The organism is Enterobacter cloacae complex sp. 2024EL-00227, from assembly GCF_043945315.1.
In the GTDB taxonomy this organism is placed as follows: Bacteria; Pseudomonadota; Gammaproteobacteria; order Enterobacterales; family Enterobacteriaceae; genus Enterobacter; species Enterobacter roggenkampii.
The window spans coordinates 320,808-346,362 of sequence record NZ_JBIMQP010000003.1 but is presented as its reverse complement, the minus strand read 5'-3'; the positions used below and the strand labels follow the sequence as shown (position 1 = coordinate 346,362).

Below are 25,555 nucleotides of genomic sequence, written 5' to 3'. Positions count from 1 at the left end.
ATCATACAAATAAAACCCAGAAACAAAAAAACCCGCCGCAGCGGGTTTTTCGGCCGTGTTCGATTAGTGTTCGAACATTGCAGAGATGGATTCTTCGTTGCTGATACGACGAATCGCTTCGGCCAGCATCCCGGACAGGGTCAGGGTACGCACGTTTGGCAGTGCCTTGATCTCGTCGCTCAGTGGGATGGTATCGCATACTACAACTTCGTCAATGACGGAGTTGCGCAGGTTGTTTACGGCATTGCCGGAGAAGATCGGGTGGGTCGCGTAAGCGAATACGCGCTTGGCACCACGCTCTTTCAGCGCTTCAGCCGCTTTACACAGCGTACCGCCGGTATCGATCATATCGTCAACCAGCACGCAGTCGCGGCCAGCCACGTCACCGATGATGTGCATCACCTGAGAAACGTTAGCGCGCGGACGACGTTTGTCGATGATCGCCATGTCGGTGTCGTTCAGCAGCTTAGCGATAGCACGGGCACGTACCACGCCGCCGATGTCCGGAGAAACCACGATTGGGTTATCCAGGTTCAGCTGCAGCATGTCTTCCAGCAGGATTGGGCTGCCGAATACGTTATCAACCGGGACGTCGAAGAAGCCCTGGATCTGCTCTGCGTGCAGGTCAACGGTCAGTACGCGGTCAACGCCAACGCTGGACAGGAAGTCAGCGACAACTTTCGCGGTAATTGGCACACGCGCGGAACGGACGCGACGGTCCTGGCGGGCATAGCCGAAGTAAGGGATTACAGCAGTGATACGGCCTGCGGAAGCGCGACGCAGGGCGTCGACCATAACAACCAGTTCCATCAGGTTGTCGTTCGTTGGAGCACAGGTGGACTGGATGATGAAAATATCACCACCGCGTACATTTTCGTTAATTTGTACGCTGACTTCGCCGTCGCTAAAGCGACCTACAGCGGCGTCGCCGAGGGAAGTGTACAGGCGGTTGGCAATACGTTGTGCTAGTTCCGGGGTGGCGTTACCAGCAAAAAGCTTCATATCAGGCACGAGAAGAACCTCAGGCATGCGTCCAGTGGTGGATAGCGTTCGCCGTAAACTGTGCGGGCCAGGCAAAGGCTATCCAGGCGGTGTATTAAAGAGCGCGATGCAACGTCTGGAACAGGGTGACGTTGTCACCGAAACTCAGTCTGCGCCAGAATGGCCTGCTGTAGGGGGGAAATGTTCATCCCACGCGCTACAAAACCATGCAGCCAAACCGGCGCTTGCTCAAGCACCTGACGAGCGGCGGATTCGGTGTCAAATTCAGCAAAGACACAGGCCCCTGTACCAGTCAGGCGCGACGGCGCGTATTCTAACAGCCAGGAAAGCACCGCATCAACCTCGCGAAAACGTTTTCTTGCGATATCCTCGCAATCGTTGCTGAATTCACAATTTAATAACGTTTCTATTGACCGAATCGGGGTATTTCTTTTCAGGTCAGGATCTTTAAAGATGACCGGGGTCGGAATGCTCACGCCGGGGTGAGCAACCAGATACCATTTTTCCGGCGGGTTGACCGGGGAGAGGATTTCGCCCACGCCCTCAGCAAAGGCCGCATGACCGCGCACAAACACCGGGACATCCGCACCCAGCCTCAAGCCTAAGACGGCCAGTTCGTCCTGCGACAGCCCGCAGCCCCAAAGGTGGTTCAGGGCAACCAGCACGGTAGCGGCGTTGGATGAGCCGCCGCCCAGGCCGCCGCCCATCGGCAGACGCTTCTCGATATGGATGTCCGCACCGCTTCCCGCAGGCAGACGACCCGATTCCGCTGCAGCGTTCATCAGCAGACGCGCAGCGCGCACAATCAGGTTGTCCTCATGCGCCACGCCGTCGACCGGCGTCAGGAGGCAAATCTGCCCGTCCTGGCGCAGTTCGATAGAAATTGTGTCGCCATAGTCAATAAACTGAAACAGCGTCTGCAGGGTGTGATAGCCGTCAGCGCGCTGGCCGGTAATGTATAAAAACAGATTCAGTTTTGCCGGAGAGGGCCAGTGGGTCATCATTTAACGATCCAGTTGTCCATTTTCAGCTTGATGCGCTGGCTGCCCTGGGTCAGTTCCATGTTGGATGGCAGCGACGGTTTACTCTTGCTGTCATAGTCGCTGTACACCACTTTCCAGGTCTTGCCGTTCTGGGTGTAGTTCACCTGGCTCAGACGATACTGATCGTCAAGCGTATAGTCGGTGGCGTCACCCGGCAGGCCAAGGATCCACTGGCGCAGGCTGTTGAGCGGGATAGGCATTCCGGTCAGCTTGCCAATCATCTCTTCGGCATCGGTTGCGGTGTAGTGCTGGCCTTTGTTATCGGTGATCTGCGCTTCGCCCGGTTTCGCGATAAGCTCCAGCTCGGTGCTGCCCAGCGGGTTCAGCAGCAGCAGGCGATAGTTGTCCTGACCCGTCTGCTGCCAGAAGAAACGGGCATACACTTTTTGCTCATCAGAGAGATAGGCGAAGGCGCCGCGGGTCTGGTACTGGCTCAAATTACGGACGTCCTGCTGGTGCTGACGCCACTGGGGTGAATCAGGGCTTTTGCCCGGGCCTTTTGGTTGGGTGACGGTACACGCGGTCAGAACCAGTGCCGCCAGGGGCAGCAGGCGAATCAGTCGGGTCATAATGAGGACAAATCCTTGAGATACGTTGCAGTTATAACTGTTAATGCTAGCGTCGAAGGGGGCTACCGTCTACGTTCAAATTATCTCAAAGCGTTGTGTAACCTATTACTCCGAAAGGGGGCTGTCTCTTTTATTGATCTCGCGCATCCTGTATGATGCGTTCTGCTAACCTTATTAACGCTGGTACTACTCCCGCTCAACATGACCCTATTAGCACTCGGTATCAACCACAAAACAGCCCCGGTTTCGCTGCGAGAACGCGTAACGTTTTCGCCAGATACGCTCGACCTGGCGCTGGATAGCCTGCTTGCACAGCCGATGGTGCAGGGTGGCGTGGTGCTCTCCACGTGCAACCGTACCGAGCTCTATTTAAGCGTGGAAGAGCAGGACAACCTGCACGACGCGCTGATCCGCTGGTTATGCGACTACCACAATCTCAATGAAGACGAGCTGCGCAACAGCCTGTACTGGCATCAGGACATCGATGCCGTCAGCCATCTGATGCGCGTGGCCAGCGGGCTGGATTCGCTGGTTCTGGGCGAGCCGCAAATTCTCGGTCAGGTGAAAAAAGCCTTTGCGGATTCGCAAAAAGGGCATCTGAAGGCCAGTGAGCTGGAGCGCATGTTCCAGAAGTCATTCTCCGTGGCGAAGCGTGTGCGAACCGAAACCGACATTGGTGCCAGTGCGGTTTCTGTTGCTTTCGCGGCCTGCACCCTTGCACGCCAAATCTTTGAATCCCTTTCTACCGTCACCGTGATGCTGGTGGGCGCGGGCGAAACCATCGAACTTGTGGCGCGCCATCTGCGCGAGCATAAAGTGAAAAAGATGATTATCGCTAACCGCACCCGCGAACGCGCGCAGGTGCTGGCGGATGAAGTGGGGGCAGAGGTGGTTGCCCTGAGCGACATCGATGAACGCCTGAAGGAGGCGGACATTATTATCAGTTCGACCGCCAGCCCGCTGCCGATTATCGGCAAAGGGATGGTGGAGCGTGCGCTGAAGTCCCGCCGTAATCAGCCGATGCTGCTGGTGGATATCGCCGTCCCGCGCGACGTTGAGCCAGAAGTCGGCAAGCTGGCTAACGCCTATCTTTACAGCGTAGATGACCTGCAAAGCATCATTTCGCACAACCTCGCGCAGCGTAAAGCGGCGGCGGTGCAGGCGGAAACCATTGTCGAGCAGGAAACCAGTGAGTTTATGGCCTGGCTGCGCGCGCAAAGCGTCAGCGAGACCATCCGCGAGTACCGCGGGCAGGCGGAGCAGGTGCGTGATGACCTGACTGCCAAAGCGTTAGCGGCCCTGGAGCAGGGCGGCGATGCGCAGGCTATTATGCAGGATCTGGCGTGGAAACTGACTAACCGCCTGATTCATGCCCCAACCAAATCTCTTCAGCAGGCTGCCCGTGACGGGGATGATGAACGCCTGACTATTCTGCGCAACAGCCTCGGGCTGGAATAGCGCCCTATACCCATTTTCTAAGACAAGGTGCACTTACGCCTATGAAGCCTTCTATCGTCGCTAAACTGGAAGCTCTGCACGAGCGCCATGAAGAAGTTCAGGCGCTGCTCGGCGATGCCGGGACCATTGCGGACCAGGAACGTTTTCGCGCGCTTTCACGTGAATACGCGCAGTTAAGTGATGTTTCTAAATGCTTTACCGACTGGCGACAGGTTCAGGACGATATCGAAACCGCGCAGATGATGCTCGACGATCCTGAAATGCGCGAGATGGCGCAGGAAGAGTTGCAGGATGCGAAAGCGCGTTCTGAGGAGATGGAGCAGCAGCTTCAGGTGCTTCTGCTGCCAAAAGATCCGGACGACGAGCGTAACGCGTTCGTGGAAGTCCGCGCCGGGACCGGCGGTGACGAAGCGGCACTGTTTGCCGGGGATCTGTTCCGCATGTACAGCCGCTACGCCGAGTCGCGTCGCTGGCGCGTGGAGATCATGAGCGCCAACGAAGGCGAACACGGTGGCTACAAAGAGGTTATCGCCAAGATCAGCGGCGACGGCGTATACGGTCGTCTCAAGTTTGAATCCGGCGGTCACCGCGTGCAGCGCGTTCCGGCCACCGAATCTCAGGGCCGTATCCACACCTCCGCCTGTACGGTGGCGGTGATGCCGGAGCTGCCGGAAGCGGAGCTGCCGGACATCAACCCGGCTGACCTGCGTATTGATACCTTCCGCTCCTCCGGGGCGGGGGGGCAGCACGTTAACACCACCGACTCCGCCATCCGTATTACCCACCTGCCGACCGGCATCGTGGTGGAGTGTCAGGACGAGCGTTCCCAGCACAAAAACAAAGCCAAAGCGCTCTCCGTGCTGGGCGCACGTATCCACGCGGCCGAAATGGCGAAACGCCAGCAGGCGGAAGCGTCTACGCGTCGTAACCTGCTGGGCAGCGGCGATCGCAGCGACCGTAACCGCACCTACAACTTCCCGCAGGGGCGCGTGACTGACCACCGCATCAACCTGACGCTGTACCGTCTGGACGAAGTAATGGAAGGCAAGCTGGATATGCTGATTGAGCCTATCGTGCAGGAATACCAGGCCGACCAGCTGGCGGCACTGTCCGAGCAGGAATAATGGATTTTCAGCGCTGGTTACGTGAGGCTGCCGGTGAGCTTTCCGAAAGCGAAAGCCCGAAACGCGATGCCGAAATTTTGCTTGAGCATGTGACGGGTAAAGCCCGCACGTACCTGCTGGCCTTCGGCGAAACCGAACTGACTGCTGAACAGGAAGCCCGGCTCGCCGCGCTGCTTGCCCGACGTAAAACCGGCGAGCCGGTGGCGCACCTGGTCGGCGAGCGCGAGTTCTGGTCGTTACCGCTTTACGTCTCGGCGGCGACGCTGATCCCGCGCCCCGACACCGAGTGTCTGGTTGAACAGGCGCTGGCGCGCTTACCCGCATCGTCCTGCCGCATTCTCGATCTCGGAACGGGGACCGGGGCCATCGCCCTGGCGCTCGCTACCGAACGGCCCGACTGCGCGATCACGGCGGTAGATGTGATGCCCGACGCGGTGGCGCTGGCGCAGCGTAACGTGGAACGTCTTGGCCTGACCAACGTGACGGTGCTGCAAAGCAGCTGGTTCAGCGCGCTGGAGAAGCAGACGTTCGGAGTGATTGTCAGTAACCCGCCCTATATTGACGAGCGTGACCCGCACCTTGCGCAGGGGGATGTGCGCTTCGAACCGCTGACGGCGCTGGTCGCCGCCAGGGAGGGTTTAGCCGACCTTGATCACATTGTGACAACGTCACGGCAACATTTGCTTTCCGGCGGCTGGCTGCTGGTGGAGCATGGCTGGACGCAGGGGGAAGCCGTGCGGGCGCTCTTTACCGAGGCGGGCTACGCCGCCGTCAAAACCTGCCGCGACTACGGCGGCAACGAACGCCTGACGCTGGGGCAGTGGTTATGAGCGCAGGTACTGATAAAGGCGTAAGGCTGACTGAAAGGCGGTTTGGCGTTATCATCTACATCGTTTTGAGTTTTATCTCGCCCGGGCGTCGCTGTACGCTCGGTCGTTACTGGGGTAAGTCATGAAGTCCTTAGCCGATTTCGAATTTAATAAAGTGCCGCTTTGCGATGGCATGATCCTGATTTCTGAGATGATCCGCGACGATTTTACGTCGCAGTACGTCTACGATGAGCTGGAGAATCTGGTCAGCCTGGCGCGTGAAGAGATCAATCAGGCGCGCCCGCAGGACTGGCAATTAGAGAAGCTGCTTGAGCTTTTCTACGGCGAATGGGGTTTCTGCGACACGCGGGGCGTGTATCGCCTGTCTGACGCATTATGGCTGGACCAGGTCTTAAAAAATCGTCAGGGGAGCGCCGTTGCGCTGGGTTCTATTTTGCTGTGGGTTGCGCATCGCCTGGATATTCCACTGGTGCCGGTCATTTTTCCGACGCAGATGATCCTGCGTGCGGAGTGGCTGGACGGTGAGATGTGGCTCATTAATCCCTTCAACGGCGATACGCTGGATGAACATACGCTGGACGTGTGGCTGAAAGGCAATATCAGCCCGGTGGCTGAGCTCTTCAACGAAGATCTCGACGAGGCGGATAACGCAGAAGTGATCCGCAAGCTGCTGGATACGCTGAAGTCTGCGTTAATGGAAGAGCGTCAGATGGAACTGGCCCTGCGCGCCAGCGAAGTGCTGCTGCAGTTTAATCCGGAAGACCCGTACGAAATTCGCGACCGTGGGTTGATCTATGCCCAGCTCGATTGTGAGCACGTGGCGCTGAACGATCTGAGCTATTTCGTCGAGCAGTGTCCGGAAGATCCTATTAGCGAAATGATTCGTGCGCAGATCAACGCGATCTCGCACAAGCAAATTACACTGCATTAATCTTAATTCCGATTCACACCTGAATAAGGCGATCCTATGAAACAAAAAGTGGTTAGCATTGGTGATATCAAGGTAGCAAACGACCTGCCGTTCGTGCTGTTTGGCGGCATGAACGTGCTGGAATCCCGCGACCTCGCCATGCGTATCTGCGAGCACTACGTGACCGTGACCCAGAAGCTGGGCATCCCGTACGTGTTTAAAGCCTCTTTTGACAAAGCCAACCGCTCCTCCATCAACTCTTACCGTGGCCCGGGCCTGGAAGAAGGGATGAAGATTTTCCAGGAGCTGAAGCAGACCTTTGGCGTGAAAGTGATCACCGACGTGCATGAAGCCGCTCAGGCGCAGCCGGTGGCAGACGTGGTTGATGTGATTCAGCTCCCGGCGTTCCTGGCTCGCCAGACCGACCTGGTTGCCGCGATGGCGAAAACCGGTGCCGTGATCAACGTGAAAAAACCACAGTTCGTGAGCCCGGGCCAGATGGGGAACATCGTCGATAAATTTATCGAAGGTGGCAACGACAAAGTCATCCTGTGCGACCGTGGTTCCAACTTCGGTTACGACAACCTGGTGGTGGATATGCTGGGCTTCAGCGTGATGAAAAACGTCTCTAATCAGTCTCCGGTGATTTTCGACGTGACCCACGCGCTGCAGTGCCGCGACCCGTTTGGCGCTGCGTCCGGCGGCCGTCGTGCTCAGGTGACCGAACTGGCGCGCGCCGGTATGGCAACCGGCCTGGCTGGCCTGTTCATTGAAGCGCACCCGGATCCGGATAACGCAAAATGCGACGGCCCATCTGCGCTGCCGCTGGATAAGCTGGAGCCGTTCCTGAAACAGATCAAAGCAATTGACGATCTGGTCAAGAGCTTCGATGAGCTGGATACCAGCAAATAATAAAAAAACCCGCTTCGGCGGGTTTTTTTATGGGGCATATTGCCGGGTGGCGCTTTGCTTACCCGGCCTACAAAACCCGTAGGTCCTGCAAGTGAAGCGCCGCTGGGCAAAAAGGCTACGCAAAAATTGTCATCAAGTAAGCCACAAACAGCGCCATATGCGCCGCCCCGTTCAGCACGTTGGTGCGTCCGGTTGAGAACGAAATCTGGCACAGCAGCAACGAGGCTACCATCACAATCATCTCTGGCGCGCCCAGCGCGAACTGCAGTTCGTTACCGGTCATAAAGGCAATTAGCGTCACCACCGGCACGGTGAGTGAAATGGTCGCCAGCACGGAGCCGAAGAACAGGTTCATGGCGCGCTGCACCTGATTGTTTAAGACGGCTTTCAGCGCCCCCAGCCCTTCCGGGGACAGGATCAGCAGCGCCACCAGGAAACCGGTAAACGCGACCGGCGCGTTCAGTTCGGTTAACAGTGTTTCCAGCGGATTGGCGTTCATCTTGGTGACGGCAATCACCGCAATCAGATGCACGATCAGCCAAACCGTATGCCACGCGCTGCTGTGGGCCGACGGCTTACCGTGGTGCGGGTCATCGTCGTCGCTGTCGTCTTCATGCTCATACACAAACAGGCTCTGGTGCGTTTTGGTCTGAATCAACAGAAACACGCCGTACATGGCTGCGGAAATCAGCGCAACCAGCAGCGCCTGACCGGTGGAGAAGTTGGCACCCGGCAGCGCCATCGGGAAGACCAGCACGATAATCGCCAGCGGGAAGAGGGCAATCAGATACTGTTTAATGCCGAACAGGTTCATATACTGGGTCGCGAATTTACGCCCGCCCAGCAGCAGAGAGAAGCCCACCAGGCCGCCCGTCACAATCATAATGATCGAGTAGAGCGTGTCGCGCATCAGCGTCGGCGCGGCATCGCCGGTGGCCATGAGCGCGGAAATCAGGCTGACTTCGAGAATAACAACGGAAAGGCTGAGAATTAACGATCCGTAGGGTTCGCCCAGACGGTGGGCCAGTACGTCCGCATGGCGAACGACGCTAAAGGCGCTGGTTAAGATACCGACCAGGGCAAGAATATTGATACCAACCACCACTGGCAGTGACTGACTGCTTCCCCAGAAGAGCAGCACAGCCAGTGCCAGAACCGGGAAAATGAGAGACGTCTCCTTGTGGCGGGTCTTTACCGCCTCGTGTGTTGCTGTCATGTGCTTCTCCATCAATGCAGGTGCTTGTAATTATAGATAGATTTTTGAGGTCATTAAATTAACAGATCTCTGTTAAATGCCCTTTATTTTTTACTTAATTTTACCTTTTTTAATAATTAACATGCCTGATTCCTGTAATTCACCATATTCTCAGAATATTTGATAAATAACAATAAGTTAATATTTTCGATCATTCATAAATGAAGTGTGGGTGGCACGCTGCCATATCGTCGTCCACACTTATCTCTTTAACCAAAAGAGAGGTGAGTGATGCCTTATAAAACGAAACGCGAATTACCCGATAATGTGCAAAACGTGCTGCCCGCTCACGCGCAGGATATCTACAAAGAGGCGTTTAACAGTGCCTGGGATCAGTACAAAGATAAAGACGATCGCCGGGATGATGCCAGCCGTGAAGAGACGGCACACAAAGTCGCCTGGGCCGCCGTAAAACATGAATATGAAAAAGGAGACGACGATAAATGGCATAAAAAGAAATAGCCCTGAAATAATTCGCTGCCTTCATTTTGACTTTTCAGGCGGTTGAACTGCCGTTGTATTGCAACTGGTCCGCTAATTGCTTATCGTTATTCAACTGCTGGCAAAATGACCAGCACCTAAGGCCGGGAAGGCGAATTACAGATGTCGCAAGGAAGCATGCAGTGGCGGAGGTGGAAAGTGTTAACGCGTGATTTCTTAATGAAGGCAGATTGTAAGACGGCATTTGGTGCTATTGAGGAATCGCTTCTCTGGTCAGCTGAACAACGTGCGGCGTCGCTCGCTGCTACGCTTGCCTGCCGCCCGGATGATGGCCCGGTATGGATTTTTGGCTATGGTTCACTGATGTGGAACCCGGCGCTCGAATTTGTCGAATCGGCAACGGGCACGTTGCCCGGCTGGCACCGCGCATTTTGCCTGCGCCTGACGGCCGGACGCGGCAGCGCGTGCCAGCCCGGGCGTATGCTTGCACTGAAAGAGGGCGGACGCACCACGGGCGTGGCGTATCGCCTCCCGGATGCCACGCTGGAAGAGGAGCTTACGCTGCTCTGGAAGCGTGAGATGATCACCGGCTGCTACATGCCGAGCTGGTGTAAGCTGGAGCTGGACGACGGTCGCACCGTCAATGCGCTGGTGTTTATCATGGACCCGCGCCATCCGCTGTATGAAGCGGACACCCGCACGCAGGTGATTGCCCCGTTAATTGCCGCCGCCAGCGGGCCGCTGGGTACCAACGCGCAGTATCTCTTCTCTCTCGATCAAGAGCTGACCCGCCTCGGCATGAAGGACGATTGTCTGAATGAGCTGGTGGTGAAGGTGAAGGCGCTGCTGGAAGGAAACCCGCTCAACGGCACGCTGCGACCGGGTTTTGCCTGATAATACGCCCGGCTCGCCGGGCTCGTAATTTAAGCTGCTACGTAACTGACAGAATGCTCCAGCGACTGGCTGTGGCTGTCGATCAGCACATCCCAGGTGCCGGTATACGGCACGGTAAGCCAGGCGTTATCATCCTGCACGGTGAGAATATCCGCCTGGGATTGTTTTTGTGCTTTCGCACTCATCAGATGAATACGGCAGCGCTCTGAGCAACGCACCACTACCGTATCCCCGCCAAACAGTTTCAAACTTGTTTTTACCAGTGCCATTTTTTACCCCGTAGTCTTAAACAACGCTCTCCCTGCAGCCATATCCGAGCGTGATGTTGTTCACAATTCACTCATGGCATAACACCAAAGGGGAGGGGGAGGGATGCTGATTTTGATCAAAAAATGGCATAACGATTAAACAAAAATGACAAAATTCCTCAAAATTTCAGCTGACGCGCGTTTTACCCGCTAAACGCGCGCCAGTAGAAAATTAAATGCGGAAATGGCCGGCGGTTTCAGCAAGGTCGCCCGCCTGGCTCTGCAGGGCGCCCGCGGCGGCGGCGGATTGCACCACCAGCTCGGCGTTCTGCTGGACCATGCGGTCGAGGTGGGTCACCGCGTGGTTAATCTCGTGAATGCCTTTCATCTGCTCGCTGGTGGCGATAGAGATTTCGCGCATGATGCCGGAGACGCTGCCGATGCTGGAGCGGATCTCGTCCATGCTTTCCCCGGCCAGATGCACGTAGCGGGAGCCGGTGGCCACGCTGTCGGTGGTGGAATCGATCAGCGATTTGATCTCTTTCGCCGCCTGGGCGCTACGGCTCGCCAGGTTACGCACTTCGCCCGCCACCACGGCAAACCCGCGCCCCTGCTCCCCGGCACGGGCCGCCTCGACGGAGGCGTTCAGCGCCAGAATGTTGGTCTGGAACGCGATACCGTCAATCACGCTGGTGATGTCGCCAATTTTAGCCGACGCGACTTCGATGGACTGCATGGTGCTGATCGCCTGGGATACCACCTCGCCGCCGCGCGCCGCGGCCGCGGAGGCCTTGCTCGCCTGGTCGTTCGCTTCTGCCGCCGACTCGTTCGACTGGGTCACGGAGGCGGTGATCTGCTCCACGGCGCTGGCCGTCTCGCGCAGGCTGGACGCCGCCTGCTCGGTACGTCCGGAGAGATCCTGGTTACCCGCCGCAATCTCCTGAGCGGCGTTTTTCACCGACTCGCTGGCATCACGGAGCTGCACCATCACCACCGACAGCTTATCGCTGAAGGCGTTAAAGGCCTGGGCAATCTGCGCCACCTCGTCCTCACCGCTGTCAGGCAGACGCTGCGACAGGTCGTTAGTCCCGTTGGCAATGTTGTGCATCGCGTCGCGAATGTCCGACAGGCGCTTCAGCAGACGGGCAATCAGGAGGTGAACAATGGCCGCGCTCAGCAGCGCCAGGATCACCAGCGAAATCGCCGAGGCTTTAAGCAGGGAACGCATGCCGGAAGTGGCGTCACCGCTGTCGAGGGCGACGACCAGCAGCCAGTTTGTGCCCGGCACGGCGGTCGCCACGAAGGTTTTTTCGACGTCGTTCAGCGTACCGTCGACAAGGTTACCGCTTTTCAGTACAGCAAAATCGATGCCTTTAATGGTCTCTGCAAACGGTTTAAGCGTAAGAGCCGGATCGTTAGCCGCAATCACGCTGCCGTCACTGTTCAGAAGCAAGCCGCTGCTGGACGGAGTTGGATGGATCCCGCGCACGTTCGCCACCACGCTGTCCATGGCCACATCGCCCGCCACCACCGCTTTCAGGGCGCCATTCTCTTTCACCGGCACGGCGAAAGTCACCACCAGTTTACCGGTACCTGCATCAACGTAAGGCGCGGTGACGACCGGGCCGTCCGTGCTGACCACCTGCTGATACCACGGGCGAATGGTCGGGTCATAATCCGCAGGTACGCCCGCGGGCTCAGAGAATTTCGCCGTTTTGCTGGCGTAGCCGACATAAACGTTGGTGAATCCACCCGCCTGCGCAAGCTGTTTAAACACCGGAACCGGGTCGTCACTCAGCGCAACGGTCTGGGCAGAGGCGATAACCGTCATCTTGCTTTTTACCCAGTCGGCAATCGCCATGTTATGGCTGGCGCTGGTGCTGGTCAGGATATCGCGCTGTGACTGCTGGTTATCCTGGCGTGTGACGTGGAAGTTAATAACGGTATTGAGGAGAAGGGCGACGACCAGACAGCCTGCCGTCGCCGCGATGATGCGTGCACGAATCGATCTGAACATAAGTGAAATACCTGCTGTGTTGTTTCCATGCCTATCGGCAACCCCGCAGGTAAACTTGATGCTGAAACCGCGTCCATAAGAAAATAATATTTTTACGGGTTTATTATTAAAAAGTTAATACTTTATCAGCGGACAGCGTCCACTCGGCCAGTTCAACCAGCGTACCAATTTCTACGCCATCAATCAGCGGCAGTCCGGTGATACCGCGCCCGTCGGTGCAGGTTTTGCACAGCTTCACCGGCACGTTTTGCGCGGTCAGGATCTCCAGCATCTGCTGAATGTTATAGCCCTCGGCCGGCTTTTGTCCCTTCAGCCCGGCGGTGACGGCGTCCGACATTAAAAAAAGGCGTAACGCCAGGTCGCTCTCTTTTTCACGTAGCGCGATCGCCAGGCGCAGGCTGTTGAAAAGGGATTCGCTGCCGTAGGCCGCACCGTTGGCGACGATCACAATCTTCTGCATGTTGACTCCTGTTCTTATAAAGGCACGAATATTGCTTAATTCCCCGGAGTTTCGCTGTCCGGGAGAGTAAGCATGACATTAATGGCAGGCATTTCGCCAGGCGCTGCCGAATGGCTCACGCGCGCAAAAATGATGCGCCAGGAGCAGTTCAGCAAGCTGGCACAGCTGGGCGTGCTTGTGCACGGCATTAGCCAACTGGTGCACATGTTACAGTGCGAGCGCGGGGCGTCCAACGTCTGGCTCTGCTCACAGGGCAAGCTGTACGCTCCCGAATGCAAAGCCAGCCGGGCGCTGGTGGATGAAAACCTCGCAGCCCTTTACGGCATTCTTGACACACAGTCGCCGATTCCGGGAAGTGCCGTCTGTGAACGCATCGGCGGCGCGCTCCTGAGCCTGGATACGCTTCCCGCGCTGCGTGACGGTGTGATTCAGCAGACGGTAACGGCACCCCAGACGATGGAACACTACTCCCGCATGCTTCGCCATCTGCTCAGTATCGTGCCGCAGCTTAATGACAGCATTGACGATCCGCAAATCGCAGGACGTTTTGTCGCGCTTTATAGCCTGATGCAGGGCAAAGAGCTGGCGGGACAGGAGCGGGCGCTGGGGGCGATTGGCTTCACGCAGGGTTTTTTCGATGATGTGACTCGTCAGAGGCTGGTTGACCGCATTGACGGGCAGCAGGCCTGCTTTGAGATCTTTCTGTCACACAGCTCCGCTGACGTTCAGACCACCTTTTCAATGCACTGTCAGCCCGATCGTGAAACGGAGCAGCTCCGGCGCGTGGCCTGTACCCGCCAGCCCGCCGCCGATAACGGCCTTACCGCGCTGGCCTGGTTTGCTCTGCAAACCGCGCGCCTTGAGCATCTGCGCACGCTGGAGGAGACGATCATCGCCGATCTGATGGTCGCGGTGGACGAATGCATTCACCGTGACGATGAGTACGCGCCCCCCGGCGATGAACAGGATGACCCGCCGATCCGCTATCCGGAAAAACCGTTGCTTACCCTGGTTCGCCAGCAGGCGCGCGAGATAGAGAAGCTCTCACGTCAGCTTGCGTCGCTGCGCGATACGCTAGAAGAGCGCAAAATCATTGATAAAGCGAAGAGCGTGCTGATGACCCACCAGAATATGAGTGAGGAACAGGCCTGGACGGCGCTGCGCAAAATGGCGATGGACAAGAACCAAAGGATGGTGGATATCGCCCGCGCGCTGCTCATGGTGAAGAGTGTATGGCAGGTAACACCAAAGGAGTAGCTGCACGGTCGGTGGGCATTTTATGCCTGTTTGCGGTGCGTAAAGGCGAGTGAATAACGGTAAGCGCCGCAAGAAACAGTGTGTTAAAACCTGGCATTCACTTTGCATTATCAGATTAACCATTTTTGACGATGCGCCAACGGCGGTGCATCCGTCTTCGGGATAAAGGCGTCCACTGGTGCTTCGGCACCGTGGGCGCTTTTTTTTGGTTTTTTTTCAGGAGTGGTCATGGCGGATTTGTCGAGACGGCGTTTTTTGCAGGCCAGCATGCTGGCGAGTGGTGCAATGCTGTTGCCGGGTGTCATGCAGGCCGCATGGGCGGCAGGCTCGGATAAACCGGAGCAGGAAACAGTGCGCATCGGGTTTATCCCGCTGACCGACTGTGCCCCGGTGGTTATCGCGGCGCTGAAAGGGTTTGATAAAAAATACGGTATTACCATCGTGCCCACCAAAGAGGCGAGCTGGGCGGCGGTGCGCGACAAGCTGGTGGCGGGCGAACTCGATGCCGCGCACATTCTTTACGGCCTGCTGTACGGACTGGAGCTGGGCATCGCCGGCAAGCCACAGCAGATGGCTAACCTGATGACCCTCAACCAGAACGGTCAGGCGATTACGCTCTCCAGCGATCTGGCAGAGAAGGGCGTTCATGACCTTGACGGGCTGAAAAAGCGGATTGGGCAGCAGGCGGCTGGCACCTATACCTTCGCGCACACCTTCCCGACCGGGACGCACGCCATGTGGCTCTACTACTGGCTGGCCAGCGCGGGCATTCACCCCTTTGACGACGTGCGCACGGTGGTGGTGCCGCCGCCGCAGATGGTGATGAACATGCGCATTGGCAACATGGTCGGCTTTTGCGTCGGCGAGCCGTGGAACGCGCGTGCCATCAACGACCGCATCGGTTTTACCGCTGCGACGTCTCAGTCCATCTGGGCCGACCATCCGGAAAAAATCCTCGGGACGCGTCGCGACTGGGTGGAGAAAAACCCGCACACCGCCCGGGCGCTGGTGAGCGCAGTGCTGGAGGCGGCGCGCTGGATTGAGGCCTCCCCGGAAAACAAACGCGAAACCGCACAGATCCTCTCCCGCCGGGCGTGGCTCAACTGCAAAGAGCAGTATCTCACCGGACGCATGCTCGGCGAGTACGACAACGGCCTGGGCCAGCGCTGGCAGGACGCGCACCCGATCCGCTTCTTCAACGAGGGGGCCGTCAGCTACCCGTATCTCTCCGACGGCATGTGGTTCTTAACCCAGTTCCGCCGCTGGGGCTTGCTCAAAGCCGCCCCGGACTATGCGGGCATCGCACAACGCATTAACCAGACGGCGGTCTGGCAGGATGCCGCCACGGCGGTGGGGGGCATTACCACACCGACTTCACCACTACGCAGCAGCACATTGATGGACGGCACCGTCTGGAACGGTACCGACCCGGAAGGATACGCCAGCCGTTTCGCCATTCACCGTAAAGGGGCCTGATTATGCAGCATCTGCAAAAGACAAAATCACACGAGACGCCGGAGAGTGGAGAGGTGATTGTCCTGCCTCCGGTGCAGGTTCGCCGCCGTACGCCGACGTTTGCGCGTCGGATTAACGCGATCCTTCAGCGCATCATTCCGGCTTTTCTGGGGCTGGGACTGCTGGTGGTGCTCTGGCAGCTGGCGGCGATTAACAGCAAAGGTTTCCCGACGCCGCTCAGCACGCTCGATTCCGCTATTACCCTGTTTGCCGATCCGTTTTATCGCGACGGGCCAAACGACATGGGCATCGGCTGGAACGTGCTCGCCTCATTACAGCGCGTGGCGGTGGGCTTTGGTCTGGCCGCGTTCGCCGGGATCCCGCTCGGTTTCCTGATTGGCCGCTTCACCTTTTTTTCGCGCATGTTCGGCCCGCTGATCGCGCTGTTACGCCCGGTTAGCCCGCTGGCCTGGCTGCCCATCGGCCTGCTGCTGTTCCAGAAAGCGGAGCCCGCGTCGAGCTGGACCATTTTTATCTGCTCCATCTGGCCGATGGTGATCAACACCGCCGAAGGCGTGCGCCGCATTCCGCAGGACTACCTCAACGTGGCCCGGGTGCTGCAGCTTTCCGAGTGGACCATCATGCGCCGCATTCTCTTCCCGGCGGTGCTGCCCGCGGTGCTGACCGGGGTGCGCCTCTCCATCGGCATCGCCTGGCTGGTGATTGTCGCCGCCGAGATGCTGACCGGCGGTTTAGGGATCGGTTTCTGGATCTGGAACGAGTGGAACAACCTCAACGTCGAAAACATTCTCATCGCCATCGTCATCATTGGCGTGGTCGGGCTGCTGCTGGAGCAGGGGCTGATGCTGATCGCCCGTCGCTTTAGCTGGCAGGAAAAATAAGGAGCGAACATGAAACCATTAATCCAGGTCCAGGCCGTGAGCCAGCGTTTTTCCACCGCCAGCGGCGAATTTCTGGCGCTGCAGAACGTCTCTTTTGATATCCATGAGGGCGAAACCGTCAGCCTGATTGGGCACTCCGGCTGCGGTAAATCGACGCTGCTGAACCTTATCGCGGGGATCACGCTGCCGACGGAAGGCGGGCTGATTTGCGACAACCGCGAAATTGCCGGGCCGGGTCCGGAGCGCGCGGTGGTATTCCAGAACCATTCGCTGCTGCCGTGGCTCACCTGCTTCGACAACGTGGCCCTGGCAGTAGATCACGTGTTTCGCCACAGCATGAGCAAGGCGGAGCGCCGGGAGTGGATTGAGCACAACCTCGACCGCGTGCAGATGGGGCACGCCCTGCACAAGCGCCCGGGGGAGATCTCCGGCGGCATGAAGCAGCGCGTCGGGATTGCCCGCGCGCTGGCGATGAAGCCGAAAGTCCTGCTGATGGATGAACCCTTCGGTGCGTTGGATGCGCTGACGCGCGCCCATCTGCAGGACTCGGTGATGCAGATCCAGCAGGCGCTAAACACCACCATCGTGCTGATTACCCACGACGTGGACGAGGCGGTGCTGCTCTCCGATCGCGTGCTGATGATGACCAACGGCCCGGCGGCGACCGTCGGGGAGATCCTGCACGTTGACCTGCCGCGCCCGCGTAACCGGGTGCAGCTGGCTGACGACAGCCGCTATCACCACATGCGCCAGCAGATCCTGCATTTCCTCTACGAAAAGCAGCCGAAAGCGGCGTAGCGAGGGGGCGTTGATGCGACTGGTCATTATCGGAAATGGCATGGCGGCCACGCGGCTGATTGCCTCGCTCACCGGGCGTGCTGCCGATCGTTTCACTATTACCGTCATCGGTGACGAGCCGGAGCATGCCTATAACCGCATCCAGCTTTCGCCGGTGCTGGGCGGTGAAAAAACGGCGGCGGGGATCTGTCTTCAGAGTGACGACTGGTACCAGGAACGGGGCGTGACGGTGCTGCGGGGCGAAAAGGCGCTCGCCGTGAATGTGGACACGCGGGAAGTGCAAACCACCGCCCGCACGCTGGGCTGGGATGCGCTGGTGTTTGCCACCGGATCAACGCCCTTTGTTCCGCCAATTCCCGGCTGCGATGCGCCGCATGTCTTCACATTCCGTACCCTGGAGGATATCCGGGCCATTCGGGCGATCGCCGGTCCGGCGGTAGTGCTGGGCGGCGGCGTGCTCGGGGTGGAGACGGCAGCAGCGCTGGCGCGCTCAGGGGACAACGTCACCCTTGTTCATCGCGGTCCGTGGCTGATGGAGCGGCATCTGGATGAGAAGGCGGGCGTGCTGCTGGAAGAGGCGCTGGCGGCGCGGGGCGTGCGCTGTGAGCTCGCCTCTGGCATCGCGGCGATTGACGGGAATAGCGTGACGCTGCTGAACGGACGCAGCGTCACCGCCGCGCGCGTGGTGCTGGCGACGAGCGTGCAGCCCAACGTCGTGCTGGCGCAGGCCAGCGGCATTCGCTGCGCGCGCGGCATCGTGGTGGATCACCAGATGCAAACCTCCGTGCCGGACGTCTACGCCATTGGCGAGTGCTGTGAAATTGACGGCCAGACGTTTGGCCTGGTCGCCCCCTGTCTGGCGCAGGCGGATATCCTCGCCGCCCGGCTGGCCGGAGACGTCACCGCGCCGTTTGTTCTGACCGACAACGGCATGCGCCTCAAGGTGACCGGCGTGGAGCTGTTCAGCCTCGGTCGCGCGGCAGAGCAGGAGGGCGATGTGGTCTGGAGCGCATGGGATCCGCTGACCCGCCACTATCGTCGCTTACTGATCCATCAGGGGGCGCTGGCTGGCGTGCTGCTGATGGGGGACTGCCGCAGCGCGGCGGCATTTACCGATTTACTGGCAACGGCTGCGCCCGCGCACGCGGACTGGCTGTTCGATCGTTTCACTACGCAACCGCAGGTTGCAGGACAGAACGCTATGACAAAACCTACTCTGGTGGTGGTTGGGCACGGTATGGTCGGCCATCATTTTCTCGAAGACTGCGTTAACCGCAATCTGCATCAGCAGTATCAGATCGTTGTCTTTGGCGAGGAACGCTATGCCGCCTACGACCGCGTGCATCTGTCGGAATATTTTGGCGGCCGCAGCGCGGCGTCGCTTTCGCTGGTGGAGGGGGATTTCATTGCCGACAACGGCATTGAGCTGCGCCTGTCGCAGCAGATTGTCGCTATCGATCGCGACGCGCGCGTGGTGCGTAGCGCCAGCGGGCACGAAACCCACTGGGACAAGCTGGTGCTGGCGACCGGCTCATACCCGTTCGTGCCGCCCGTGCCGGGAAACGATCTGCCGGGCTGTTTTGTTTATCGCACGCTTGACGATCTGGACAAGATAGCGGCGCATGCGGCGGGCTCACGCCGCGGTGTCGTGATTGGCGGCGGCCTGCTGGGGCTGGAGGCGGCGAATGCCCTGAAGCAGCTCGGGCTGGAAACTCACGTGGTGGAGTTTGCGCCCAATCTGATGGCGGTCCAGCTCGACAACGACGGCGCGGCGATGCTGCGCAAGAAAATCGAGGCGCTGGGCGTCGGTGTGCATACCAGTAAAGCAACGACGGAGATCGCCGCCGCGGACGGCGGGCTGGTGTTGCGCTTTGCCGGTGGAGAACAGCTGGAAACAGACATGGTGGTCTTTTCTGCCGGCATTCGTCCGCAGGACGCGCTGGCGCGCAGCAGCGGGCTGGCTATTGGCGAACGCGGCGGGATCGGCATTGACGACCGCTGTCAGACCTCCGATCCGGACGTGCTGGCCATTGGTGAATGCGCCCTGTGGGAAGGGAAAATCTTCGGGCTGGTTGCGCCCGGCTACCAGATGGCGCGGGTGGCCGCCGCCGCGCTGGCGGGAGAGGAGAAAACCTTCGCCGGCGCGGATATGAGCACCAAACTCAAGCTGCTGGGCGTGGACGTGGCCTCGTTCGGCGATGCTCACGGCCGCACGCCGGGGGCGCTGAGCTACCAGTGGACGCACGGCCCGCAGCAAATCTACAAGAAAATCGTGGTCAGCCACGACGGCAAAACGCTGCTCGGCGGCGTGCTGGTGGGTGATGCCAGCGAATACGCCACGCTGGTACAGATGATGCTCAACGGGATAGCCCTGCCAAAAGAGCCGGAAACGCTGATATTACCCGCGTCGTCAGGCAGCGCGCCGAAAGCGCTGGGCGTGGCGGCGCTGCCGGAAAGCGCGCAGATCTGTTCGTGTCATAACGTCAGCAAAGGGGATATCTGCCAGGCGGTAAGCGCGGGCGCAACGGATATCGGCGCCATTAAGCAGTGCACCAAAGCGGCGACCGGCTGCGGAGGCTGTAGCGCGCTGGTGAAGCAGGTGATGGAGTTCCAGCTTGCGGAGCAGGGCGTGGAGGTGAAGAAAGATATCTGCGAACACTTCCCGTACTCGCGTCAGGAGATTTACCACCTGGTGCGCGTCAACCATATCCGCACCTTCGACCAGCTTATCAGCCGCTACGGTCAGGGGCACGGGTGCGAGATCTGTAAGCCGCTGGTGGGATCGGTATTGGCTTCCTGCTGGAACGAGTATCTGCTGAAACCGGCGCATCTGCCGTTGCAGGACACCAACGATCGCTATTTCGCCAATATTCAGAAGGACGGAACCTACTCCATCGTCCCGCGGATGCCTGCGGGTGAAGTGACCGCCGACGGGCTGATCGCCATCGGCCAGATCGCGAAACGCTATAGCCTTTACAGCAAAATTACCGGCGGGCAGCGTATTGACCTGTTTGGCGCCACGCTCGAACAGTTGCCGGAAATCTGGCAGGCGCTGGTGGAGGCCGGGTTTGAGACCGGACATGCCTACGGGAAATCTCTGCGCACGGTGAAATCCTGCGTCGGGTCGACCTGGTGCCGCTACGGCGTGCAGGATTCCACCGGCCTCGCGGTCAGGCTGGAAGCACCGCTACAAGGGCCTGCGCGCGCCGCACAAAATCAAAATGGCCGTCTCTGGGTGTACCCGCGAATGCGCCGAGGCGCAGAGTAAAGACGTGGGGGTGATTGCCACCGATAAGGGGTGGAACCTCTACCTGTGCGGCAACGGCGGCATGAAGCCGCGCCATGCGGATCTCTTCGCCAGCGATCTTGATGATGACACGCTGATCCGCACCGTAGACCGTTTCCTGATGTTCTACATCCGCACGGCGGATCGCCTGCAGCGCACCAGCACCTGGATGGACAACCTGGAAGGCGGTCTCGACTACCTGCGGGAGGTGATCCTCAACGACAGCCTGGGCATCGCCCACGAGCTGGAGCAGGAGATGGCCCGGGTGGTGGAAACCTACCAGTGCGAATGGCAAACCACGCTTAACGATCCGAACCGTCTGGCGCTGTTCCGCACGGCGGTGAACGACACCGCAGCGGATCAAGGTAAACGATGGCAGGAAATCTGCGGCATCGACGATATCCCCGAGCAGGCGGGAATCGGCGCGCGGCTTGGGCGTAAGCCGATCGCGCTGTTCCGCTTTGGCAAAACCGTTTACGCCCTCGACGATCGGGAGCCTGGCAGCAGCGCGAACGTGCTTTCCCGCGGCATTCTTGGCGATGCGGCGGGGGAGCCGGTGGTGATCTCCCCGCTCTACAAGCAGCGTATCCGCCTGCGCGACGGCTGTCAGGTGGAGAACGGCGAACCCGCGGTGCGCGCCTGGCCGGTCAAAATTGAGAACGGCAAGGTGTGGGTCGGTAATGATGCCCTGGTAATGCGTGCGGAGGCCTCATGACGGAAACCCGGACAACGTGTCCCTACTGCGGGGTCGGCTGCGGCGTGGTCGCCCGCGTGGACGGTGAAGCGGTCAGCGTTCGGGGGGATGAAACCCATCCTGCGAACTTTGGCCGCTTGTGCGTGAAAGGATCGGCCCTGGGGGAAACAATGGGGTTACAGGGGCGATTGCTGCGCCCCGTTGTTGACGGTGCTGAGGTGGCCTGGGCGCAGGCGCTGGGAGCGGCAGGCGAGCGCCTCCAGGACATTATCGACAAATGGGGGCCGCAGGCGGTGGCGTTTTACGCGTCCGGGCAATTGCTTACCGAGGATTATTACGCCGCCAATAAGCTGATGAAAGGGTTTATCGGCGCGGCGAACATTGATACCAACTCCCGGCTCTGCATGTCATCGGCAGTCGTTGGCTACAAGCGCGCCTTTGGTGAAGACGTCGTGCCGTGCAGCTACGAGGATGTGGAAAACAGCGATCTGGTGGTGCTGGTGGGATCAAACGCGGCCTGGACGCATCCGGTGCTCTATCAGCGGCTGGTGCAGGCAAAGCACAACAATCCGCAGATGAAAGTGGTGGTCATCGATCCGCGCAGAACCGCCACCTGTGATATTGCTGACCTGCATCTGGCGCTCACTCCCGGCAGCGACGCCGGGCTGTTCGTCGGTCTGCTTAATGTCATTCAGGGAACGGACGCGTGGCCGATATCCCGCGTGGCGGCGTTTTGCGGCCTCTCGCCGCAGGATATTGGTACGTTTTACGACTGGTTTGTGACGGCGCCCCGGGCCATCACGCTCTACACCATGGGAATCAACCAGTCCTCCAGCGGCAGCGACAAATGCAGCGCCATCATTAACGTGCACCTTGCCAGCGGGAAATTTAACCGTCCGGGCTGCGGCCCGTTTTCGCTGACCGGACAGCCAAACGCGATGGGCGGAAGAGAGGTGGGCGGGCTGGCAAATCAGCTGGCGGCGCACATGAACTTTGAGCCGGACGATCTCTCGCGGGTGGCGCGTTTCTGGGGAACGGAACGGCTGGCGCAGACGCCGGGCTTGATGGCGGTGGAGTTGTTTGACGCCATTGCCCGCGGCGAGGTGAAGGCAGTGTGGATCATGGGCACCAATCCTGCCGTCTCGCTGCCGGACAGCCACGCGGTGTGTCAGGCGCTGGGGCGCTGCCCGCTGGTCATTGTCTCTGAGGTGATGAATGATACAGACACCAGCCGGTTTGCCCATATTCGCTTTCCGGCGCTGGCATGGGGAGAGAAGGACGGCACGGTAACCAATTCCGAGCGACGCATTTCGCGCCAGCGCGCGTTCCTGCCCGCGCCCGGTGAGGCAAAGCCGGACTGGTGGATCGTCGCGCAGGTGGCGAAACGGCTGGGGCACGGCGACGCCTTTGCCTGGCTGCATCCCCACGAGATTTTTTGCGAGCATGCGGCGCTGACGGCCTTTGAAAATGACGGCGCGCGGGCGTTAAACCTTCATGACCTGGCTACGCTTACCCGTGAGGAGTGGGAGCGGCTTGAGCCCTGGCAGTGGCCTGGGGGGGATTTTCCGCGCCGTAACATTGTTCCCGTTAACCCTCTGTCGCACGGTGCGACGGTCAGCGCGTTATACCCGGTGATTCTCAACTCGGGGCGCATCCGCGATCAGTGGCATACCATGACGCGAACAGGATATGTGGCCAGGCTGATGCAGCATATTGCCGAACCCTTTGTTGAGGTTTGCCCCGCAGACGCCGTTCGGTTTTCCCTGTGCGACGGCCAGCTGGCGCGCATCAATTCGCCGCGCGGCGTCATGGTAGCAAGAGTGCGCATCAGCGACGCCCAGCGTGAAGGGAACGCTTTTGCCCCGATGCACTGGAACGCTGCGTTTGCCCGCCAGGGAAAGGTGAATGCGCTGGTGGAAAGGCGCTGCGATCCGGTTTCGGGCCAGCCGGAGAGTAAACAAACCGCGGTCAGAATCCAGCCCTGGCAGCCCGTCTGGCAGGGAGAACTCTATGCCCGCGAAGGGCTGGAAATGCCCTCTTCGGTTTACTGGTGGCGTAAAGCTTCACGCCTGACGGTGGCGTGCGATAAACCGCTGCTGTCGTGGGTAATGGAACACGCCAGCGGCCGGGGCTGGCAGCTGCAGGTTGCGCAGACCGGTGAACGCAGCAGCGTGCTGGCCTGGCATGAAGGCCAGCTTATGCTGGGTTTCTGGGAAGGTACCGCGTTACCGGCGCTGGCGCATACGGTGATTGAAGCCGCTTTTCATTCACCCCCCGTGCTGCCCGCAGAACGCCACGCCCTGTTGAACGGGCAGAGCGTCGGGAAGGCGATGGATCCGGGACGCATTATCTGCAGCTGTTTCAGCGTCGGGGAAGAGGCGATACGGGAGGCGATTGCCGGAGGGTGTGATTCCGTCACCGCGCTGGGGGCGAAGCTGCGCTGTGGTACGAACTGTGGTTCCTGCGTGCCGGAGCTGAAAGGGCTGTTTCAGGATAATCCTGAAATGTCCGCCAGAACTGCATTTCAGGGCTTATCGCGTTAACATAATAAGAGTTTATTCATAAACACAGGTTCTTATTGACGACGTTGATGGCTGTATCGTCCCGCATTCGTTTGCTGTTTTTACTCCCCCTTCTTACGGCCGGAGCCGTTCACGGTGCGCCGAATTCCTTTATGCATCAGGCGCAGCACCCCTTTGATAATAATGGGGATAGTCTGCCCGATCTCGGCCTGGCGGCGCCAACGGGCGAAGGGGAGAAACACCTCGCCGAAATGGCGAAAGCCTTCGGTGAAGCCAGCATGACCGACAACGGGCTGACGACCGGCGAGCAGGCGCGTCAGTTTGCCTTTGGTCAGGTGCGCGACGCGGTAAGCGGGGAAGTGAACCAGCAGATTGAGTCCTGGCTGTCGCCCTGGGGAAACGCCAGCGTGAACGTGCTGGTGGATAATGACGGCAAATTTAACGGCAGCAGCGGGAGCTGGTTTATCCCGTGGAATGATACTAACCGTTACCTCAGCTGGAGCCAGCTTGGCCTGACGCAGCAGACGGATGGCCTGGTCAGTAACGCCGGAATCGGCCAGCGCTGGGTGGCCGGGAAATGGCTGCTGGGCTACAACACCTTTTACGATAATCTTCTCGATGAAAACCTGCAGCGTGCCGGGCTGGGCGCGGAAGCGTGGGGGGAAAATCTGCGCCTCTCAGCGAACTACTATCAGCCCTTTGCCGGATGGCGCGCGCGATCTGACGTTCAGGAGCAGCGCATGGCGCGCGGATATGACGTGACCGCTAAAGCCTGGTTGCCGTGGTTTCATCACCTGAACACCAGCGTCAGCGTTGAGCAGTACTTTGGCGATAACGTTGACCTGTTCAACAGTGGAACCGGGTACCACAACCCGGTTGCGGTCAATCTGGGGCTTAACTATACCCCCGTTCCGCTGGTCACGTTGACCGCCGGGCACAAGCAGGGCGAAAGCGGCGAGAGCCAGAATAACCTTGGGCTGAAGCTCAACTACCGCTTTGGCGTGCCGCTGGCTAAGCAGCTTTCCGCCGATGAGGTCGCCGCGACGCGATCCCTGCGCGGCAGCCGCTACGATTCACCGGAGCGCACTAGCCTGCCGGTGATGGAGTTCCGCCAGCGTAAAACGCTGTCCGTCTGGCTGGCCACGCCGCCGTGGGATCTGAAAGGGGGCGAGACCGTTATGCTGAAGCTGCAGGTTCGCAGCACGCACGGCATCCGTCAGATCCACTGGCAGGGGGATACGCAGGCATTGAGCCTGACGTCGCCGGCCAAAAGTAACAGCGCAGACGGCTGGAGCGTGATTATACCTGCCTGGAATGAACAGGAAGGTGCGACAAACCGCTGGCACCTCTCGGCAGTGGTAGAAGATGAGAAAGGCCAGCGCGTCTCGTCCAATGAGATCACGCTTGCTGTGGTGCAGCCGCTGGTCGCATTGCCTGATGACGACCCGCGCTGGAAGCTGCTGCCGGAGGAGTAATCC

The 25,555-nt window shown here is 59.3% G+C and carries 20 protein-coding genes and 1 pseudogene; 14 read left to right on the top strand and 7 right to left on the bottom strand.

Annotation, left to right across the window (positions count from 1 at the left end; translation table 11 throughout):
* Positions 1-63 precede the first annotated feature (63 nt).
* From prs to lolB, 3 genes are all read right to left on the bottom strand, one after another.
* Positions 64-1,011: a ribose-phosphate diphosphokinase gene (prs, locus tag ACHH0Z_RS07345; protein ID WP_003856663.1), complete on the bottom strand. Its 948-nt coding sequence runs from the start codon at positions 1,009-1,011 to the stop codon at positions 64-66.
* Positions 1,012-1,136: 125 nt separating this feature from the next.
* On the bottom strand, positions 1,137-2,006 hold the full coding sequence (gene ispE / locus ACHH0Z_RS07340) for a 4-(cytidine 5'-diphospho)-2-C-methyl-D-erythritol kinase (RefSeq protein WP_023292210.1): 870 nt from the start codon (positions 2,004-2,006) through the stop codon (positions 1,137-1,139).
* Positions 2,003-2,614 carry a lipoprotein insertase outer membrane protein LolB gene (gene lolB / locus ACHH0Z_RS07335; protein ID WP_008499511.1) on the bottom strand — a complete coding sequence of 204 codons (612 nt, stop codon included), beginning with the start codon at positions 2,612-2,614 and terminating at the stop codon, positions 2,003-2,005. The genes ispE and lolB overlap by 4 nt, the downstream gene beginning before the upstream one ends.
* A 201-nt stretch (positions 2,615-2,815) precedes the next feature.
* Here lolB and hemA point away from each other — a divergent pair, with 201 nt between their 5' ends.
* The 5 genes from hemA (at position 2,816) to kdsA (ending at position 7,848) form a co-directional block, all read left to right on the top strand.
* On the top strand, positions 2,816-4,072 hold the full coding sequence (gene hemA, locus ACHH0Z_RS07330; protein ID WP_045410414.1) for a glutamyl-tRNA reductase: 1,257 nt from the start codon (positions 2,816-2,818) through the stop codon (positions 4,070-4,072).
* 41 nt (positions 4,073-4,113) lie between these two features.
* Entirely contained in the window at positions 4,114-5,196 is a 1,083-nt protein-coding gene (gene prfA / locus ACHH0Z_RS07325) for a peptide chain release factor 1 (protein WP_008499513.1), read from the top strand.
* Positions 5,196-6,026: a peptide chain release factor N(5)-glutamine methyltransferase gene (prmC, locus tag ACHH0Z_RS07320; RefSeq protein ID WP_045410412.1), complete on the top strand. Its 831-nt coding sequence runs from the start codon at positions 5,196-5,198 to the stop codon at positions 6,024-6,026. Before prfA ends, prmC begins: the two co-directional genes overlap by 1 nt.
* Positions 6,027-6,147: 121 nt before the next feature.
* Positions 6,148-6,957 (top strand): invasion regulator SirB1, encoded by an 810-nt coding sequence (sirB1, locus tag ACHH0Z_RS07315; RefSeq protein ID WP_008499515.1) that lies wholly within the window; start codon positions 6,148-6,150, stop codon positions 6,955-6,957.
* A gap of 36 nt (positions 6,958-6,993) precedes the next feature.
* Complete coding sequence (gene kdsA, locus ACHH0Z_RS07310) at positions 6,994-7,848, top strand: 3-deoxy-8-phosphooctulonate synthase (protein ID WP_008499516.1); 855 nt, start codon at positions 6,994-6,996, stop codon at positions 7,846-7,848.
* 115 nt (positions 7,849-7,963) lie between these two features.
* Here the strand turns inward: kdsA and chaA are convergent, their stop codons facing one another.
* Complete coding sequence (gene chaA / locus ACHH0Z_RS07305; protein WP_008499517.1) at positions 7,964-9,064, bottom strand: sodium-potassium/proton antiporter ChaA; 1,101 nt, start codon at positions 9,062-9,064, stop codon at positions 7,964-7,966.
* A gap of 270 nt (positions 9,065-9,334) precedes the next feature.
* On the opposite strand from chaA, the gene chaB reads away from it, so the two are divergent.
* Both chaB and ACHH0Z_RS07295 read left to right on the top strand, forming a co-directional pair.
* On the top strand, positions 9,335-9,565 hold the full coding sequence (gene chaB / locus ACHH0Z_RS07300) for a putative cation transport regulator ChaB (protein WP_008499518.1): 231 nt from the start codon (positions 9,335-9,337) through the stop codon (positions 9,563-9,565).
* Positions 9,566-9,742: 177 nt separating this feature from the next.
* Positions 9,743-10,438, top strand: a complete 696-nt coding sequence (locus ACHH0Z_RS07295; protein WP_023344362.1) for a gamma-glutamylcyclotransferase — start codon at positions 9,743-9,745, stop codon at positions 10,436-10,438.
* A gap of 29 nt (positions 10,439-10,467) precedes the next feature.
* Here the strand turns inward: ACHH0Z_RS07295 and ACHH0Z_RS07290 are convergent, their stop codons facing one another.
* The 3 genes from ACHH0Z_RS07290 to ACHH0Z_RS07280 all read right to left on the bottom strand — a co-directional run bounded on the left by ACHH0Z_RS07290 (position 10,468) and on the right by ACHH0Z_RS07280 (position 13,163).
* Positions 10,468-10,707, bottom strand: a complete 240-nt coding sequence (locus ACHH0Z_RS07290; RefSeq protein ID WP_008499520.1) for a DUF1883 domain-containing protein — start codon at positions 10,705-10,707, stop codon at positions 10,468-10,470.
* A gap of 211 nt (positions 10,708-10,918) precedes the next feature.
* Positions 10,919-12,703: a methyl-accepting chemotaxis protein gene (locus tag ACHH0Z_RS07285; protein ID WP_045410410.1), complete on the bottom strand. Its 1,785-nt coding sequence runs from the start codon at positions 12,701-12,703 to the stop codon at positions 10,919-10,921.
* Between the two features lie 106 nt (positions 12,704-12,809).
* Positions 12,810-13,163, bottom strand: coding sequence for a DsrE/DsrF/TusD sulfur relay family protein (locus ACHH0Z_RS07280; protein WP_008499522.1), 354 nt, complete (start codon positions 13,161-13,163; stop codon positions 12,810-12,812).
* A 72-nt stretch (positions 13,164-13,235) separates the two neighbouring features.
* Between ACHH0Z_RS07280 and nasR the strand changes: the two genes are divergently transcribed.
* The 7 genes and pseudogenes from nasR (at position 13,236) to ACHH0Z_RS07245 (ending at position 25,552) form a co-directional block, all read left to right on the top strand.
* Positions 13,236-14,420, top strand: a complete 1,185-nt coding sequence (gene nasR / locus ACHH0Z_RS07275) for a nitrate regulatory protein NasR (protein ID WP_045410408.1) — start codon at positions 13,236-13,238, stop codon at positions 14,418-14,420.
* Positions 14,421-14,648: 228 nt separating this feature from the next.
* Positions 14,649-15,896 (top strand): CmpA/NrtA family ABC transporter substrate-binding protein, encoded by a 1,248-nt coding sequence (locus tag ACHH0Z_RS07270; protein WP_045410406.1) that lies wholly within the window; start codon positions 14,649-14,651, stop codon positions 15,894-15,896.
* A 2-nt stretch (positions 15,897-15,898) separates the two neighbouring features.
* A complete protein-coding gene (gene ntrB / locus ACHH0Z_RS07265; protein WP_008499525.1) occupies positions 15,899-16,777 on the top strand; it encodes a nitrate ABC transporter permease in 879 nt (292 codons plus the stop codon).
* A 9-nt stretch (positions 16,778-16,786) separates the two neighbouring features.
* Positions 16,787-17,575: an ABC transporter ATP-binding protein gene (locus ACHH0Z_RS07260; protein WP_021240347.1), complete on the top strand. Its 789-nt coding sequence runs from the start codon at positions 16,787-16,789 to the stop codon at positions 17,573-17,575.
* Positions 17,576-17,588: 13 nt separating this feature from the next.
* Positions 17,589-21,576 (top strand): annotated as a pseudogene (nirB, locus tag ACHH0Z_RS07255) (nitrite reductase large subunit NirB).
* A complete protein-coding gene (locus ACHH0Z_RS07250; RefSeq protein ID WP_045410404.1) occupies positions 21,573-24,098 on the top strand; it encodes a nitrate reductase in 2,526 nt (841 codons plus the stop codon). Before nirB ends, ACHH0Z_RS07250 begins: the two are co-directional and overlap by 4 nt.
* 47 nt (positions 24,099-24,145) lie before the next feature.
* Positions 24,146-25,552, top strand: a complete 1,407-nt coding sequence (locus tag ACHH0Z_RS07245) for a YchO/YchP family invasin (RefSeq protein ID WP_021240345.1) — start codon at positions 24,146-24,148, stop codon at positions 25,550-25,552.
* Positions 25,553-25,555 lie beyond the last annotated feature (3 nt).

Excerpts from the sequence above, each read along its gene's own strand:
- ispE (WP_023292210.1), bottom strand. The coding sequence starts at position 2,006 with ATGATGACCCACTGGCCCTCTCCGGCAAAACTGAATCTGTTTTTATAC.
- lolB (WP_008499511.1), bottom strand. The coding sequence starts at position 2,614 with ATGACCCGACTGATTCGCCTGCTGCCCCTGGCGGCACTGGTTCTGACC.
- hemA (WP_045410414.1), top strand. The coding sequence starts at position 2,816 with ATGACCCTATTAGCACTCGGTATCAACCACAAAACAGCCCCGGTTTCG.
- prfA (WP_008499513.1), top strand. The coding sequence starts at position 4,114 with ATGAAGCCTTCTATCGTCGCTAAACTGGAAGCTCTGCACGAGCGCCAT.
- prmC (WP_045410412.1), top strand. The coding sequence starts at position 5,196 with ATGGATTTTCAGCGCTGGTTACGTGAGGCTGCCGGTGAGCTTTCCGAA.
- sirB1 (WP_008499515.1), top strand. The coding sequence starts at position 6,148 with ATGAAGTCCTTAGCCGATTTCGAATTTAATAAAGTGCCGCTTTGCGAT.
- kdsA (WP_008499516.1), top strand. The coding sequence starts at position 6,994 with ATGAAACAAAAAGTGGTTAGCATTGGTGATATCAAGGTAGCAAACGAC.
- chaA (WP_008499517.1), bottom strand. The coding sequence starts at position 9,064 with ATGACAGCAACACACGAGGCGGTAAAGACCCGCCACAAGGAGACGTCT.
- chaB (WP_008499518.1), top strand. The coding sequence starts at position 9,335 with ATGCCTTATAAAACGAAACGCGAATTACCCGATAATGTGCAAAACGTG.
- ACHH0Z_RS07290 (WP_008499520.1), bottom strand. The coding sequence starts at position 10,707 with ATGGCACTGGTAAAAACAAGTTTGAAACTGTTTGGCGGGGATACGGTA.
- ACHH0Z_RS07285 (WP_045410410.1), bottom strand. The coding sequence starts at position 12,703 with ATGTTCAGATCGATTCGTGCACGCATCATCGCGGCGACGGCAGGCTGT.
- ACHH0Z_RS07280 (WP_008499522.1), bottom strand. The coding sequence starts at position 13,163 with ATGCAGAAGATTGTGATCGTCGCCAACGGTGCGGCCTACGGCAGCGAA.
- nasR (WP_045410408.1), top strand. The coding sequence starts at position 13,236 with ATGACATTAATGGCAGGCATTTCGCCAGGCGCTGCCGAATGGCTCACG.
- ACHH0Z_RS07270 (WP_045410406.1), top strand. The coding sequence starts at position 14,649 with ATGGCGGATTTGTCGAGACGGCGTTTTTTGCAGGCCAGCATGCTGGCG.
- ntrB (WP_008499525.1), top strand. The coding sequence starts at position 15,899 with ATGCAGCATCTGCAAAAGACAAAATCACACGAGACGCCGGAGAGTGGA.
- ACHH0Z_RS07260 (WP_021240347.1), top strand. The coding sequence starts at position 16,787 with ATGAAACCATTAATCCAGGTCCAGGCCGTGAGCCAGCGTTTTTCCACC.
- ACHH0Z_RS07250 (WP_045410404.1), top strand. The coding sequence starts at position 21,573 with ATGACGGAAACCCGGACAACGTGTCCCTACTGCGGGGTCGGCTGCGGC.
- ACHH0Z_RS07245 (WP_021240345.1), top strand. The coding sequence starts at position 24,146 with ATGGCTGTATCGTCCCGCATTCGTTTGCTGTTTTTACTCCCCCTTCTT.